At 71.3% G+C, this 13,533-nt stretch carries 10 protein-coding genes and 1 pseudogene; 9 read left to right on the top strand and 2 right to left on the bottom strand.

The genetic code is table 11. From position 1 onward, the window contains the following. The first annotated feature begins 84 nt into the window (after window positions 1-84). The 4 genes and pseudogenes from O3W51_RS14730 (at window position 85) to O3W51_RS14715 (ending at window position 4,673) form a co-directional block, all read left to right on the top strand. Window positions 85-651 (top strand): DUF4365 domain-containing protein, encoded by a 567-nt coding sequence (locus O3W51_RS14730; RefSeq protein ID WP_138352652.1) that lies wholly within the window; start codon window positions 85-87, stop codon window positions 649-651. Next, window positions 651-1,902 (top strand): annotated as a pseudogene (locus O3W51_RS14725) (hypothetical protein). Before O3W51_RS14730 ends, O3W51_RS14725 begins: the two are co-directional and overlap by 1 nt. Window positions 1,903-2,025: 123 nt before the next feature. Continuing rightward, on the top strand, window positions 2,026-4,005 hold the full coding sequence (gene thrS / locus O3W51_RS14720; RefSeq protein ID WP_138352650.1) for a threonine--tRNA ligase: 1,980 nt from the start codon (window positions 2,026-2,028) through the stop codon (window positions 4,003-4,005). A gap of 110 nt (window positions 4,006-4,115) precedes the next feature. Then, a complete protein-coding gene (locus tag O3W51_RS14715) occupies window positions 4,116-4,673 on the top strand; it encodes an HIT family protein (protein WP_138352649.1) in 558 nt (185 codons plus the stop codon). A 169-nt stretch (window positions 4,674-4,842) separates the two neighbouring features. On the opposite strand, the gene O3W51_RS14710 is transcribed toward O3W51_RS14715, so the two are convergent. Further along, on the bottom strand, window positions 4,843-6,492 hold the full coding sequence (locus O3W51_RS14710; RefSeq protein ID WP_138352648.1) for a hypothetical protein: 1,650 nt from the start codon (window positions 6,490-6,492) through the stop codon (window positions 4,843-4,845). A 160-nt stretch (window positions 6,493-6,652) separates the two neighbouring features. Continuing rightward, a complete protein-coding gene (locus tag O3W51_RS14705; RefSeq protein WP_138352647.1) occupies window positions 6,653-8,884 on the bottom strand; it encodes an elongation factor G-like protein EF-G2 in 2,232 nt (743 codons plus the stop codon). 282 nt (window positions 8,885-9,166) lie between these two features. Here O3W51_RS14705 and pgsA point away from each other — a divergent pair, with 282 nt between their 5' ends. The 5 genes from pgsA (at window position 9,167) to pdxS (ending at window position 13,528) form a co-directional block, all read left to right on the top strand. Further along, window positions 9,167-9,838, top strand: coding sequence for a phosphatidylinositol phosphate synthase (pgsA, locus tag O3W51_RS14700; RefSeq protein WP_138352646.1), 672 nt, complete (start codon window positions 9,167-9,169; stop codon window positions 9,836-9,838). Next, entirely contained in the window at window positions 9,835-10,752 is a 918-nt protein-coding gene (locus O3W51_RS14695) for a phosphatidylinositol mannoside acyltransferase (RefSeq protein ID WP_138352645.1), read from the top strand. The genes pgsA and O3W51_RS14695 overlap by 4 nt, the downstream gene beginning before the upstream one ends. Further along, complete coding sequence (locus tag O3W51_RS14690) at window positions 10,749-11,954, top strand: glycosyltransferase family 4 protein (RefSeq protein ID WP_138352644.1); 1,206 nt, start codon at window positions 10,749-10,751, stop codon at window positions 11,952-11,954. The genes O3W51_RS14695 and O3W51_RS14690 overlap by 4 nt, the downstream gene beginning before the upstream one ends. A gap of 22 nt (window positions 11,955-11,976) precedes the next feature. Beyond that, on the top strand, window positions 11,977-12,534 hold the full coding sequence (locus tag O3W51_RS14685; protein WP_138352643.1) for a LemA family protein: 558 nt from the start codon (window positions 11,977-11,979) through the stop codon (window positions 12,532-12,534). 82 nt (window positions 12,535-12,616) lie between these two features. After that, the gene (pdxS, locus tag O3W51_RS14680; RefSeq protein ID WP_138352642.1) at window positions 12,617-13,528 is read left to right on the top strand and encodes a pyridoxal 5'-phosphate synthase lyase subunit PdxS; all 912 of its coding nucleotides are present in this window, start codon (window positions 12,617-12,619) and stop codon (window positions 13,526-13,528) included. Window positions 13,529-13,533: the final 5 nt, after the last annotated feature.

The following is a 13,533-nucleotide window of genomic DNA, read 5'->3' as shown; positions in this document are numbered from 1 at the left end:
CTGTTTGCGACCCTCCGCTGGTGGAGAAGACACAGGTGACGGATACGCACTGACAACGCACGGCTCGGAAGGCACGGAAGAGCGATGGCGCTCACGCAGCCCGCCCCGGGCGAGCCGACGGCCGAGCGGGCCACACCGCTCAGGGGAGGGCTCGCCACCACCAGTTGCATGGAGACCCTGCAGGTGGGGTATTTGCACGCGGTCGCGGCGGCGGCCGGCTGCTCGCTCGCCCAGCCCTTCCCGGACAACGGCATCGACTGGCATCTCAGCCACAGTTCGCGCGCGCACGCCGTCGACGACGAGGTGACGATAAAGGTGCAGCTCAAGTGCACCTACCAGGTCGCCCCGCATCCGGCGGGGCCGACCTTCGGCTTCACGCTGGAGAACGAGCACCTGGTGAAACTGGCCAGGACCCCGGCGTCGGTGCACAAGATCCTGGTGGTGATGCTCGTGCCGCGCACGCAGGACGAGTGGCTGGCGGCCGGGCACGACCGGCTGGAACTGCGGCACTGCTGCTACTGGACGAACCTGGCCGGCGTCGCCGTGACGGGCAAGCGCAAGACCACAGTGCGGATACCGACCGCGCGGATCTTCGACGACCGTGCGCTGTGCCAGATCATGGCGCGGGTCGGGGCGGGAGGAAGACCGTGATGCACCGGCCCACCGACACCGATGAGCCCGTTCTGCCCGACCCCGAGCGGGTCGACCCCGCGGTACTGACCGCGCTGCTCGTCCGGCACGGCTGGGAGCGGCGCGGCGGCGCCCCCGGCCGCTACAGCCGCTGGACCCCGCCCGGCAGCGCCGTCCGGCTCCAGGACGCGGGGGCGGACGCCGGCCGGCCGACGGGGAACGGCACCGGCACCAGCCTGCTCGTCCCCGAGGGCCGTCCGCGCCGCGGCCGGACCACGGACCCGGGCTACGCGGACAACACCGACCTGCTCGGTGAGGCGCTCACCGCACTCGCGCGCTCCGCCGCCCCGTCCGCCCGCGAGGTGCTGCTCGCCCTCACCGTCCCCGGCGACGAGATCCGCTGGCGGCGCGAGGTGCCGCGGATCGGCGAGGCGGTGCCGTGGACCACCGCCGAGCAGCTGCGGGCCGGCGCCCGGGCGATGCTGCTGGCCGCCGCGCGCGCCGCCCGGCAGACCGCCGGGTACTTCGGCGAGCGGCACGGGCCGCATGCCGCGGGCTTCCTGGAACAGGTCCTGGTCGGGCCGGTGACCGGCGGCCATCTGCTCACCGCGTACGCCCCCGTCCCCGAGGGCGGCGCGGGCCCGGTCGGTGCTGCGGGCGCTGCAGGCGGCCCGGGACGCGGTGGACCTCCAGCGCGCCACCGGCGGGATGGAGGCGTTCGACGCCGCGGTCGACCTCGGCGTCTGCCATGAGCTGGCCGAGGCGCTGGTCCGGCTGGTGCGCGGCACCGAGGGCATGGAGGTGGCGCTCGCCTGGTCACCGGCGGCCGGTCCGCCCGGCGGCTTCGCGAGCCGTCCCGAGCCGGTGGAGTTCTCGCCCGGTGACCTGCCGGCCCTGGAGGCGGCGAGCGCCCGCTATCTGCGCCGCGAACCGTCGGTCCCGGTCCGGGTGACGGGCACCGTCGTCCGGCTGCGCCGGCCCACCCCGTCCGGCGGCGGTTCGGTCCGGCTCCGGGTCCTCGCCGGCGCCGACGTCCGCCAGGTCCGGGTCCGGCTGGACGAGGCGGAGTACCGTATCGCCGCCCACGCCCACCTGGTCGGACTGCCGATCCGGGTCAGCGGACGGCTGGAGAGCCGCGGCGGCTTCCGCCGGCTCACCGAGGCCGTCGGCGTCACCCCGGTCCAGGTGGACGAGGCCGAACGGGACCGGCTGCTGAAGTCGCTGCACGGCGGCGTCGACACCTTCGAGGACGCCTGCGGCGGAGACTCCTGACGCGGGAACGGCCTCTCGGTCGCTCACCGCCCCCCATCACTTCGCGGCGGACCCGCCGGGCTCGGTACGATTCACCCGTGCGGCATCCGCCGCCGTGCGGTATTGAGTCATGGGAGAGAACCGGTGTCAGACGTCCGTGTGATCATCATTCGCGATTCCGTTGAGCGGGAAGAGCGGGTGGTCACGACCGGGACGACCGCCGGAGAGCTCTTCGACGGCGACCGCAGCATCGTCGCCGCGCGCGTCGCCGGCGCGCTGAAGGACCTGGCGTACCCGGTCGCCGACGGCGACGAGGTCGAAGCCGTCCCCCTGACCAGCGAGGACGGGCTGAACATCCTGCGGCACTCCGCCGCGCATGTCATGGCCCAGGCCGTGCAGGAGCTGTTCCCGTCGGCGAAGCTCGGTATCGGCCCGCCCATCAAGGACGGCTTCTACTACGACTTCGACGTCGAGACCCCCTTCACCCCGGAGGACCTCAAGAGCATCGAGAAGAAGATGCAGGAGATCCAGAAGCGTGGCCAGCGCTTCTCTCGCCGCGTGGTGAGCGACGACGACGCCCGCGAGGAACTGGCGGCCGAGCCGTACAAGCTGGAGCTGATCGGCCTCAAGGGCTCCGCCTCCTCCGACGACGGCGCGAACGTCGAGGTCGGCGCGGGCGAGCTGACCATCTACGACAACATCGACAGCCGCACCGGCGAGCTGTGCTGGAAGGACCTCTGCCGGGGCCCGCACCTGCCCAGCACCCGGCTCATCCCCGCCTTCAAGCTGATGCGCAGCGCCGCCGCGTACTGGCGCGGCAGCGAGAAGAACAAGCAGCTGCAGCGCATCTACGGCACCGCGTGGCCGTCGAAGGACGAGCTGAAGGCGTATCTGGAGTTCCTCGCCGAGGCCGAGAAGCGCGACCACCGCAAGCTCGGCTCCGAGCTGGACCTCTTCTCGATCCCCGAGGAGATCGGGTCCGGCCTGGCCGTCTTCCACCCGCGCGGCGGCGTCATCCGCCGGGTCATGGAGGACTACTCGCGCAAGCGGCACGAGCAGGAGGGGTACGAGTTCGTCTACACCCCGCACGCCACCAAGGGCGCGCTCTTCGAGAAGAGCGGGCACCTGGACTGGTACGCCGACGGCATGTACCCGCCCATGCAGCTCGACGAGGGCACCGACTACTACCTCAAGCCCATGAACTGCCCGATGCACAACCTGATCTTCGACGCCCGGGGCCGGTCCTACCGTGAACTGCCCCTGCGGCTCTTCGAGTTCGGCACCGTGTACCGGTACGAGAAGTCCGGTGTCGTGCACGGCCTCACCCGCGCCCGCGGCTTCACCCAGGACGACGCGCACATCTACTGCACCAAGGAGCAGATGGCGGACGAGCTCGACTCGACCCTCACCTTCGTGCTGAACCTGCTGCGCGACTACGGCCTGGAGGACTTCTACCTCGAGCTCTCGACCAAGGACCCGGAGAAGTTCATCGGGTCGGACGAGAACTGGGACGAGGCCACCGAGACGCTGCGCAAGGCCGCGGAGAAGCAGGGCCTCGAACTGGTCATGGACCCGGGCGGCGCCGCCTTCTACGGCCCGAAGATCTCCGTCCAGGCGCGCGACGCCATCGGCCGGACCTGGCAGATGTCGACCATCCAGGTCGACTTCAACCTGCCGGAGCGCTTCAACCTGGAGTACACCTCCGGCGACGGTTCCAAGCAGCGTCCGGTGATGATCCACCGTGCGCTCTTCGGCTCGATCGAGCGGTTCTTCGCGGTGCTCCTTGAGCACTACGCGGGTGCCTTCCCGGCCTGGCTGGCGCCGGTGCAGGCGACCTGCATCCCGATCGGTGACGCGCACGTCCCGTACCTGCAGGAGTTCGCCGCCAAGGCGAAGGCCCTCGGGCTGCGGGTCGACGTGGACGCCTCCTCGGACCGCATGCAGAAGAAGATCCGCAACGCCCAGAAGGCCAAGGTGCCCTTCATGATCATCGCGGGTGACGAGGACATGGAGGCCGGCGCGGTCTCCTTCCGCTACCGCGACGGCACCCAGAAGAACGGCGTGCCGGTCGACGAGGCCGTCGCCGAGATCGCCAAGGCCGTCGAGGACCGCGTCCAGGTCTGACACACGGCGTACGACCGCAGGCCCCTGGGGCGCGAGCGACTCGCACCCCAGGGGCCTGCGCGTTGCCGTGGGAACCGCCCCTGCGCCACGTGGCGGGACCCGGAAGTCCTATGCTGATCGGCATGACGAGTGAGCCGGAGCAGCAGATCGGAGTGGGTACGCAGGACGCGTTCCAGCGCCTGTGGACCCCGCACCGTATGGCGTACATCCAGGGTGAGAACAAGCCGACCGGCCCGGAGGCCGGCGACGGATGTCCGTTCTGCTCGATCCCGTCCAAATCCGATGAGGACGGCCTGATCGTCGCGCGGGGCGAGCACGTCTACGCGGTGCTCAACCTCTACCCGTACAACGGCGGCCACCTGATGGTGGTCCCCTACCGGCACGTCGCGGACTACACCGAGCTGGATCTGGCGGAGACCGCCGAGCTGGCCGGGCTGACCAAGCGCGCGATGACGGCGCTGCGCACCGCGTCCGGGGCGCACGGCTTCAACATCGGCATGAACCAGGGCGGGGCGGCGGGCGCGGGGATCGCCGCGCATCTGCACCAGCACGTGGTGCCGCGCTGGGGCGGCGACACCAACTTCATGCCGGTCATCGGGCACACCCGGGTCCTGCCGCAACTGCTGGCAGACACCCGCAAGATGCTCGCGGACGTCTGGCCGCACTAGTCCCTGCCGGGTGCGTCGTGGGTCGGGGGCCGGGACCTCCGGGGCAGGGGTCCGAAATCGACTATTTACGGGCCTGGCGGCCCACAAATAGCTCGGCAGCATTTCGAAACCCACCCCTGCGGCCCCGGCCCCCTTCCGTCCGGTGTGCCCATGATCCGCCGGACAGGCTTTACGCGTCGTACGCGTCCGCCTTGCGGGGTTCCGCGCCCTGGACCAGGCCGCTCAGCATCAGCGAGCGGTTGGTGAAGTGCGAGGTGTCGACGCCGTTCTCCTTCATGACGTGGATCGCCGCGGCGTGCACCGCGCGCAGCACCGGGGTCGCGGCGCGCAGCGCGTCGTCGGCCATGAAGCGGTGCTTCCACGGCTTGTCCGCCCAGGTGTGCCGGAGGCCGAACGGCTCGGGCAGTGCGAGCGTGCCGCCGAGGTGGTCCAGCACGCTGGGGAACCGGGTGAGCGGCGCGCGGGCCGCCAGCCGGACCACCTCGCCGGGGTGGATCAGCGGTAGCTGCACCGTGTGGGTCTCCCAGAACTTGACCGGGTGCGAGACGGTCTTGGAGTTGGGCGCCGGCGGTGCGGTGAAGATCGGGTGCACGGGGCCCAGCGCGTGGCCCGTCACCTCGACCCGCAGGGTCTGCGCCAGCACGGTCACCGTGACCATCAGCGTTATCACCAACTGGCCGTCCCACAGGACGAACTGGATGCCGAGGTAGTGCCGGTTGCCCTTGCCGAACTGCTGGTTGTTGCAGATCCGCTGGATCTCGAAGTCCTTGACGGTGAACGCCTCGACCTCGGCGCCGGTGGGCCGGGAGATGGCCTTGGCGTTCTCCCCGGTCGGGGCGACGACCCAGTGCCGTATCGACGCCTTGGGGAAGCCTCCGGTGTGCAGCGGGCCGCGCTCCAGCATCCGCAGTTTGTCGTGGATGGCGCGGATGACGTCCCAGCTGCGGAAGGGGTGGATCTCGGCGAGGCCGTCGCGTGGCACCAGCTCCTCGGCCATCTGCCAGCTGCCCCAGCGGGTGCCCATGCCCAGTATTCCCTTGGGGCCCGCATAGAAGACCACGTTGCTGTTCTGCTCGGCGGAGAGCTTCGCCAGGCTCTGCCGCAGCGTCTCCGCCCTGGTCTGGTTCGGGTTGCGCGGTACGGCCTCGGGGATCTTGGCGCCGACGCCGGTGCCGGAGACCAGGCCGGCCCAGCGCTCGCGCAGGTCCTTCGCGGTCTGCTCGCAGATGCGCTTGGCCCAGAACCAGCCCAGCACCGGTACGAGCATCATGACGCGCAGGTACTGGCGCCAGAACCCGGTCAGCGGCGGCTTGATGATGAGCAGGGCGGCGAACGCGACGACGATCAGCAGGATCACCGCGCCCAGCGGGCCCGCCTTCGAGTCCTGCGCCTTCGCCAGCGACCTGCGCAGCTGGAACGCGCCGAGCCAGATCAGCACCCCGGGCAGGAACAGCAGCCCGAAGACGGCCATCACGATCGTCAGCCGGTTGTCGCGCTCCTGCCGGATCCGGTTCGCGGCGAGACAGTGCTCGACGACGGACTGCGGTTCGGCACCGAAGGACTGCACGAGTTCGCCGCGCGCCGCGCCGAGCATCCGCACCTGGACGGAACGGGCGAACGCCTCACCGAGGTTGGGCTCGAAGAGCGAGAGCCGGGGAGGGGTGAAGACCGCGTCCTCGTTGGCCTTCCTGAGGTCCTCGACCGGGGAGTCCCGATAGGCCGCGGACGACAGGGCCTGGGTTGCGGCGGTGCCGCCCTCCGTACCGATCAGCGGGACCTGCGCCCCGGGGCTGAAGTCGAACCCCTTGCCGTCTGCCACTACCGCCCCCTCATTCCCCCACACGACCCCGCGGGCACAACGGCTCCACCGGCCCATTCCCCGCGAGCGGGGCCGTCACACTTCTGGAGCAATGCCCACAGTATCGGCGCGGCGGTCCGCGCGGGGTGCACACGGACCGCCGACCGGCCTTCCTGCGGCGTTACTTGGCGGAATCCGCCTGTTCCCTGAGCTTGGCCGCGAGCGGCGGGGGCATCGGCTCGTGGCGGGCGTACGCGCGGCTGAAGCGGCCGGTGCCGTGCGACAGGGACCGCAGGTCGACGGCGTACCGGCCGATCTCGATCTCCGGCACCTCGGCCCGCACCAGGGTGCGGCCAGGACCGGCCGGTTCGTTGCCCAGGACCCGGCCGCGCCGTCCGGAAAGATCGCTCATCACCGAACCGACGTAGTCGTCGGAGACCAGCACCCCGACCTCGACGACCGGTTCCAGCAGGTCGATCCTGGCCCCGGCGGCCGCCTCCCGCATGGCGAGCGCCCCGGCGGTCTGGAACGCGGCGTCGGAGGAGTCCACCGAGTGCGCCTTGCCGTCGGTGAGGGTGACCCGGATGTCCACCACCGGGTGGCCGAGGGCCACACCCCGGGCGGCCTGCGCGCGGACGCCCTTCTCCACCGACGGGATGAACTGCCGCGGTACCGCGCCGCCGATCACCTTGTCGACGAACTCGATGCCGGAGCCGGCCGGCAGCGGATCGACCTGGATCTCGCAGATCGCGAACTGGCCGTGCCCGCCGGACTGTTTGACGTGCCGGCCGCGCGCGGTGGCCTGCTCACCGAACGTCTCGCGCAGCGACACCCGGTGCTGCACGGCGTCCACCTGGACCCCGTAGCGGCTGCGCAGCCGTTCCAGCGCGACATCGGCATGCGCCTCGCCCAGGCACCACAGGACCACCTGCCGGGTGTCCGGGTTCTGCTCGAGACGCATCGTGGGATCCTCGGCGACGAGCCGCGCCAGACCCTGCGAGAGCTTGTCCTCGTCGGCCTTGCTGTGCGCCTGGATGGCCACCGGGAGCAGCGGGTCGGGCATCACCCACGGCTCCATGAGCAGCGGCCGGTCCTTGGCCGAGAGGGTGTCGCCGGTCTCGGCGCGGGTCAGTTTGGCGACGCAGGCCAGATCGCCCGCGACACAGCTCGCCACCCCGCGCTGCTGCTTGCCGAAGGGCGAGGACAGCGCGCCCACCCGCTCGTCCACGTCATGGTCCGCGTGCCCGCGGTCCTCCATGCCGTGCCCCGAGACATGGACCGTCTCGTCCGGCCGCAGCGTCCCGGAGAAGACCCGCACCAGGCTGATCCGCCCGACGTACGGGTCGGAGGAGGTCTTCACCACCTCGGCGGCGAGCGGCCCGTCGGGATCGCAGGTCAGCGGCGGGCACGGGCCACCCTGCAGGGCGCTCACCGGTGGCGCCTCGCGCTCCAGCGGGGTCGGGAAGCCGCCGGTGATCAGTTCCAGCAGCTCCAGGGTGCCGAGCCCCTGCCGGGCGCCGTCGGCCGCGGGGGCGGCGGCGAGCACCGGGTGGAACGTGCCGCGGGCGACCGCCCGTTCCAGGTCCTCGGTGAGGGTCTTGAGGTCCAGTTCCTCGCCGCTGAGGTAGCGGTCCATCAGGGTCTCGTCCTCGCTCTCGGCGATGATCCCCTCGATGAGCCGGTTGCGGGCCTCCTCGATCAGCGGCACCTCCCCGGGCTCGGGGGCCCGCTCGGTCCGCTCGCCCGTCGAGTAGTCGAAGACCCGCTGCGACAGCAGCCCGATCAGCCCGGTGACCGGGGCGTGCCCGTCCGGGCCCTGCTCGCCGTGCAGCGGCAGGTACAGCGGCAGCACCGACTCGGGGGAGTCGTCGCCGAGGACCCGGGCGCACAGCGCCGTCATCTCGTCGAAGTCGGACCGGGCCGCCTCCAGATGCGTCACCACCACGGCCCGCGGCATCCCGACCGCCGCGCACTCGTCCCACACCAACCGGGTCGCGCCGCCCACGCCCGAGGCGTCCTGCGCCGCCGAAACGACGAAGAGGGCCGCGTCCGCTGCTCGCAGACCGGCCCTCAACTCCCCGACGAAGTCGGCGTATCCGGGAGTGTCCAGCAGATTTATCTTGATATCGCCCCAGAGGACCGGCACAAGTGACAGCTGCACCGACCGCTGCTGCCGCTGCTCGATCTCGTCATGATCGGAGATCGATCCGCCGTCCTCCACCCGCCCTGCCCGGTTCACCGCGCCGGTTGCCAGCGCCAGGGCCTCGACGAGTGTGGTCTTGCCCGCTCCGCTGTGGCCGACCAGCACCACATTGCGCACCTTCTCGGGCCGGCCGGCCGCCGGTGCCCTTCCGGCGGCTCCTGGATGTACGTCTCTCCTGTCGGCTGCTCCACCCACGGGTCTCGCCTCCATGTCCGTCACTGCATGGGGGACCGCGCCCTCTGCAGGGGCACAAACGCGCAACGTCACGGGAGACCGCACCGGAGGTGCCCCGGGACGGGGTACAAAGGGAGGGTTTCCGGCGACGCCCGCGGTTATCCGACCTTCCCACGGCGGTCACGGTGCGTCCATACGTCGTACGTCCCCAGGGTACCGGCGGGTGCCTCCCGCATACGGACGACGAGGGCTGGCTACGATGGGCCGTCCAGTGGCCGACCGGGCCAGCCGACATCCACCGATCCATCCGGGAAGGCCATGCTGAACAAGTACGCGCGTGCATTCTTCACGCGTGTTCTCACGCCGTTCGCCTCGTTCCTGCTGCGCATCGGGGTCACCCCCGACGCGGTGACCCTCATCGGCACCGGGGGAGTGATGGCGGGTGCGCTGGTCTTCTACCCCATGGGCGAGTTCTTCTGGGGCACCGTCGTCATCACCCTGTTCGTCTTCTCGGACCTGGTCGACGGGAACATGGCGCGGCAGTCCGGGGTGTCCAGCCGATGGGGCGCCTTCCTCGACTCCACCCTCGACCGGGTCGCCGACTCGGCGGTCTTCGGCGGGCTCGCGCTCTGGTACGCCGGGGGCGGTGACGACCTCGTGCTCTGCGCGGTGACGATCTTCTGCCTCGCCAGCGGCCAGGTGGTGTCCTACACCAAGGCCCGCGGTGAGGCCATCGGCCTGCCGGTGAACGTCAACGGGCTGGTGGAGCGTGCCGAGCGGCTCGTCATCACCCTCGTCCTGTGCGGTCTCGCCGGGCTGCACAAGTTCGGCGTTCCCTATATCGAGTGGCTTCTGCCGATCGCGCTGTGGGTCGTCGCCGCGGGCAGCCTGGTGACCCTGATCCAGCGGGTCGTCACCGTGCGCCGAGAGGCGGCGGAGGCCGACGCGGCCGACGCCGTCGCCGGTGCGAACGGGGGCGGCGCCGCGTGAAGGACCGGTTGATCGACGGCCTCTACGGCCTGGGCTGGAGTGCGGTGAAGAAGCTGCCGGAACCGGTGGCGAACGCCCTCGGCCGGCAGATCGCCGACCTGGTCTGGCGGCGGCGCGGCAAGGGAGTGCTCCGGCTGGAGTCCAACCTCGCCCGTGTCGTGCCGGACGCGGACGAGGCCCGGCTGCGCGAGCTGTCCCGGGCCGGAATGCGCTCCTACCTGCGGTACTGGATGGAGTCCTTCCGGATGCCCTCCTGGGACCGGGACCGCTTCCGCACCGGCGTCGACATCCAGGACGCGCACATCCTGAAGGACGGCCTGGCCGCCGGGAAGGGCGTCATCCTGGCGCTGCCGCACATGGGCAACTACGACCTGGCCGGCGCCTGGGTGACCACCAAGATCGGCGTCCCGTTCACCACCGTCGCGGAACGTCTCAAGCCCGAGACGCTGTACGACCGGTTCGTGGCCTACCGCGAGGGACTCGGCATGGAGGTACTGCCGCACACCGGCGGCTCCGCCTTCGGCACCCTCGCCCGCCGGCTGCGCGCGGGCGGCCTGGTCTGCCTCGTCGCCGACCGCGACCTGTCCGCCTCGGGCATCGAGGTGAAGTTCTTCGGCGAGGCCACCCGGATGCCCGCCGGCCCCGCGATGCTCGCGCAGCAGACCGGCGCGCTGCTGCTGCCGGTCACCCTCTGGTACGACGACTCGACGATCATGCGGGGCCGGATCCACCCGCCGGTCGAGGTCCCCGAGCTCGGGGAACGGGCCGAGAAGGCCGCGGTCATGACCCAGGACCTCGCCGACGCCTACGCCTCCGGGATCGCCGAGCACCCCCAGGACTGGCACATGCTCCAACGGCTGTGGCTCGCCGATCTCGAAGCGCGTCCGAACAGTTCCGGAACGGAGAAACTTTGAGGATCGGGATCGTCTGCCCGTACTCCTGGGACGTCCCCGGCGGCGTCCAGTTCCACATCCGCGACCTCGCGGAGCACCTGATCAAGCTCGGCCACGAGGTCTCCGTGCTCGCGCCCGCCGACGACGAGACGCCGCTCCCGCCGTACGTGGTCTCCGCGGGCCGCGCCGTCCCCGTGCCGTACAACGGCTCGGTGGCCCGGCTCAACTTCGGCTTCCTGTCCGCCGCGCGGGTGCGCCGCTGGCTGCACGACGGCGGCTTCGACGTCATCCACATCCACGAACCGACCTCGCCGTCCCTCGGCCTGCTGGCCTGCTGGGCGGCCCAGGGGCCGATCGTCGCGACCTTCCACACCTCCAACCCGCGCTCGCGGGCCATGATCGCCGCCTATCCGATCCTGCAGCCCGCGCTGGAGAAGATCCGCGCGCGCATCGCGGTGAGCGAGTACGCCCGGCGCACCCTGGTGGAGCACCTCGGCGGCGACGCGGTGGTCATCCCCAACGGCGTGGACGTCGACTTCTTCGCCACCGCCGAGGCCGAGCCGAAGTGGCAGTCGGAAGGGGCGCGCAGCACGGCCCTGGACGGCGTGCCGCGGCCGGGCGGGACGATCGGGTTCATCGGCAGGATCGACGAGCCGCGCAAGGGCCTGCCCGCCCTGATGCGGGCCCTGCCGAAGATCATCGCCGAACGCCCGGACACCCGGCTGCTGGTCGCCGGAAAGGGTGACGAGAAGGAAGCCGTCGAGGCCCTGCCGGAACACCTGCGCGGCCAGGTGGAGTTCCTCGGCATGGTCAGCGACCGGGACAAGGCCCGGCTGCTGCGCAGCGTCGACCTGTACGTGGCCCCCAACACCGGCGGCGAGAGCTTCGGCATCATCCTCGTCGAGGCGATGTCGGCCGGCGCCCCGGTGCTCGCCAGCGATCTGGACGCCTTCCGCCAGGTCCTGGACGGCGGTGCGGCGGGCGAACTGTTCCCCGTCGAGGACGCCGACGCGCTCGCGGCCGCCGCGGTGCGGCTGCTCGGTGACCCCGAGCGCCTCGCGGAGCTGCGGGAACTGGGCAGCAGGCACGTCCGCCGCTTCGACTGGAGCACGGTCGGCGCCGACATCCTGTCCGTCTACGAGACGGTGACGGAAGGCGCCACCGCCGTCGCCACCGACGAACGCGTCGGCCTGCGAGCCCGCCTGGGGCTCGCCCGGGACTGAAGTACCCGGCGCGACGGTAGCCTTGCCGCCCGTGACCACCTTCATCTGGGTCGCGGTGGCTGTCGTTGCCATCGGCCTGTACCTGAGCTGGACCGCGGGCCGCCTTGACCGGCTGCACGCCCGTATCGACGCCGCCCGTGCCGCCCTGGACGCGCAGCTGCTGCGCCGCGCCTCGGTGGCCCAGGAGCTCGCGACGTCCGGGGTGCTGGACCCGGCGGCGTCCATCGTCCTCTACCAGTCCGCGCACGCCGCCCGGCAGGCCGAGGACGAGCACCGAGAGGTGGCCGAGAGCGAGCTGAGCCAGGCGCTGCGCGCGGTCTTCGCCGAACCGGACGCCGTCGAGGCGGTGCTGGCCGCGCCCGGCGGCGAGGAGACCGTCGGCGAACTGACCCAGGCCGTACGCCGGGTGCCGATGGCCCGCCGCTTCCACAACGACGCGGTCCGGGCGGCGCGGGCGGTGCGCAGGCACCGGGTCGTGCGCTGGTTCCGGCTGGCCGGCCACGCGCCCTTCCCGCTGGCCTTCGAGATGGACGACGAGCCACCGATGGCGTTCACAGCGGACGGCGCGGCAGGCCACTGACCCCGGATTGGCCCTTTTCCGGCCAGGTGGACCGGTTCAGGATGGGTACAACGCACCATTCGTCATCGAGTGAGGTCATACCGTGTCCACCACCCCCGCCACCGCCCAGAACCCCGAGACCGGCACCGCGCGCGTCAAGCGCGGTATGGCCGAGCAGCTCAAGGGCGGCGTGATCATGGACGTCGTCAACGCCGAGCAGGCGAAGATCGCCGAGGACGCCGGCGCCGTCGCGGTCATGGCCCTGGAGCGGGTGCCCGCCGACATCCGCAAGGACGGCGGCGTGGCCCGTATGTCCGACCCGGACATGATCGACGGCATCATCAACGCGGTGTCCATCCCCGTCATGGCGAAGTCCCGTATCGGCCACTTCGTCGAGGCCCAGGTCCTGCAGGCGCTCGGTGTCGACTACATCGACGAGTCCGAAGTCCTGACCCCGGCCGACGAGGTCAACCACAGCGACAAGTGGGCCTTCACCACCCCCTTCGTCTGCGGCGCGACCAACCTGGGCGAGGCCCTGCGCCGGATCGCCGAGGGCGCGGCCATGATCCGCTCCAAGGGTGAGGCCGGCACCGGCAATGTCGTCGAGGCCGTGCGCCACATGCGCCAGATCCGCACCGACATCCGCCGCCTCGGCACCCTGGACGAGACCGAGCTGTTCGTCGCCGCCAAGAACCTCCAGGCCCCGTACGAGCTGGTCAAGGAGGTCGCGGGCCTCGGCAAGCTGCCCGTCGTGCTCTTCAGCGCCGGCGGTGTGGCCACCCCGGCGGACGCCGCCCTGATGATGCAGCTCGGCGCCGAGGGTGTCTTCGTCGGCTCCGGCATCTTCAAGTCCGGCGACCCGGCGCAGCGCGCCGCCGCCATCGTGAAGGCCACCACCTTCTACGACGACCCCAAGGTCATCGCGGATGTCTCGCGCGGTCTGGGCGAGGCCATGGTCGGCATCAACTGCGACACCCTCCCCGAGTCCGAGCGCTACGCCAACCGCGGCTGGTAACCGGA

The organism is Streptomyces sp. H39-C1, assembly GCF_027158125.1.
GTDB classification, from domain to species: Bacteria; Actinomycetota; Actinomycetes; order Streptomycetales; family Streptomycetaceae; genus Actinacidiphila; species Actinacidiphila fildesensis.
This window is presented reverse-complemented; position numbering and strand designations above follow the sequence as displayed.

Coding starts and splice junctions, on each gene's coding strand:
- O3W51_RS14730 (WP_138352652.1), top strand. CDS start 85: ATGGCGCTCACGCAGCCCGCCCCGGGCGAGCCGACGGCCGAGCGGGCC.
- O3W51_RS14705 (WP_138352647.1), bottom strand. CDS start 8,884: ATGGAGGCGAGACCCGTGGGTGGAGCAGCCGACAGGAGAGACGTACAT.
- O3W51_RS14715 (WP_138352649.1), top strand. CDS start 4,116: ATGCTGATCGGCATGACGAGTGAGCCGGAGCAGCAGATCGGAGTGGGT.
- pgsA (WP_138352646.1), top strand. CDS start 9,167: ATGCTGAACAAGTACGCGCGTGCATTCTTCACGCGTGTTCTCACGCCG.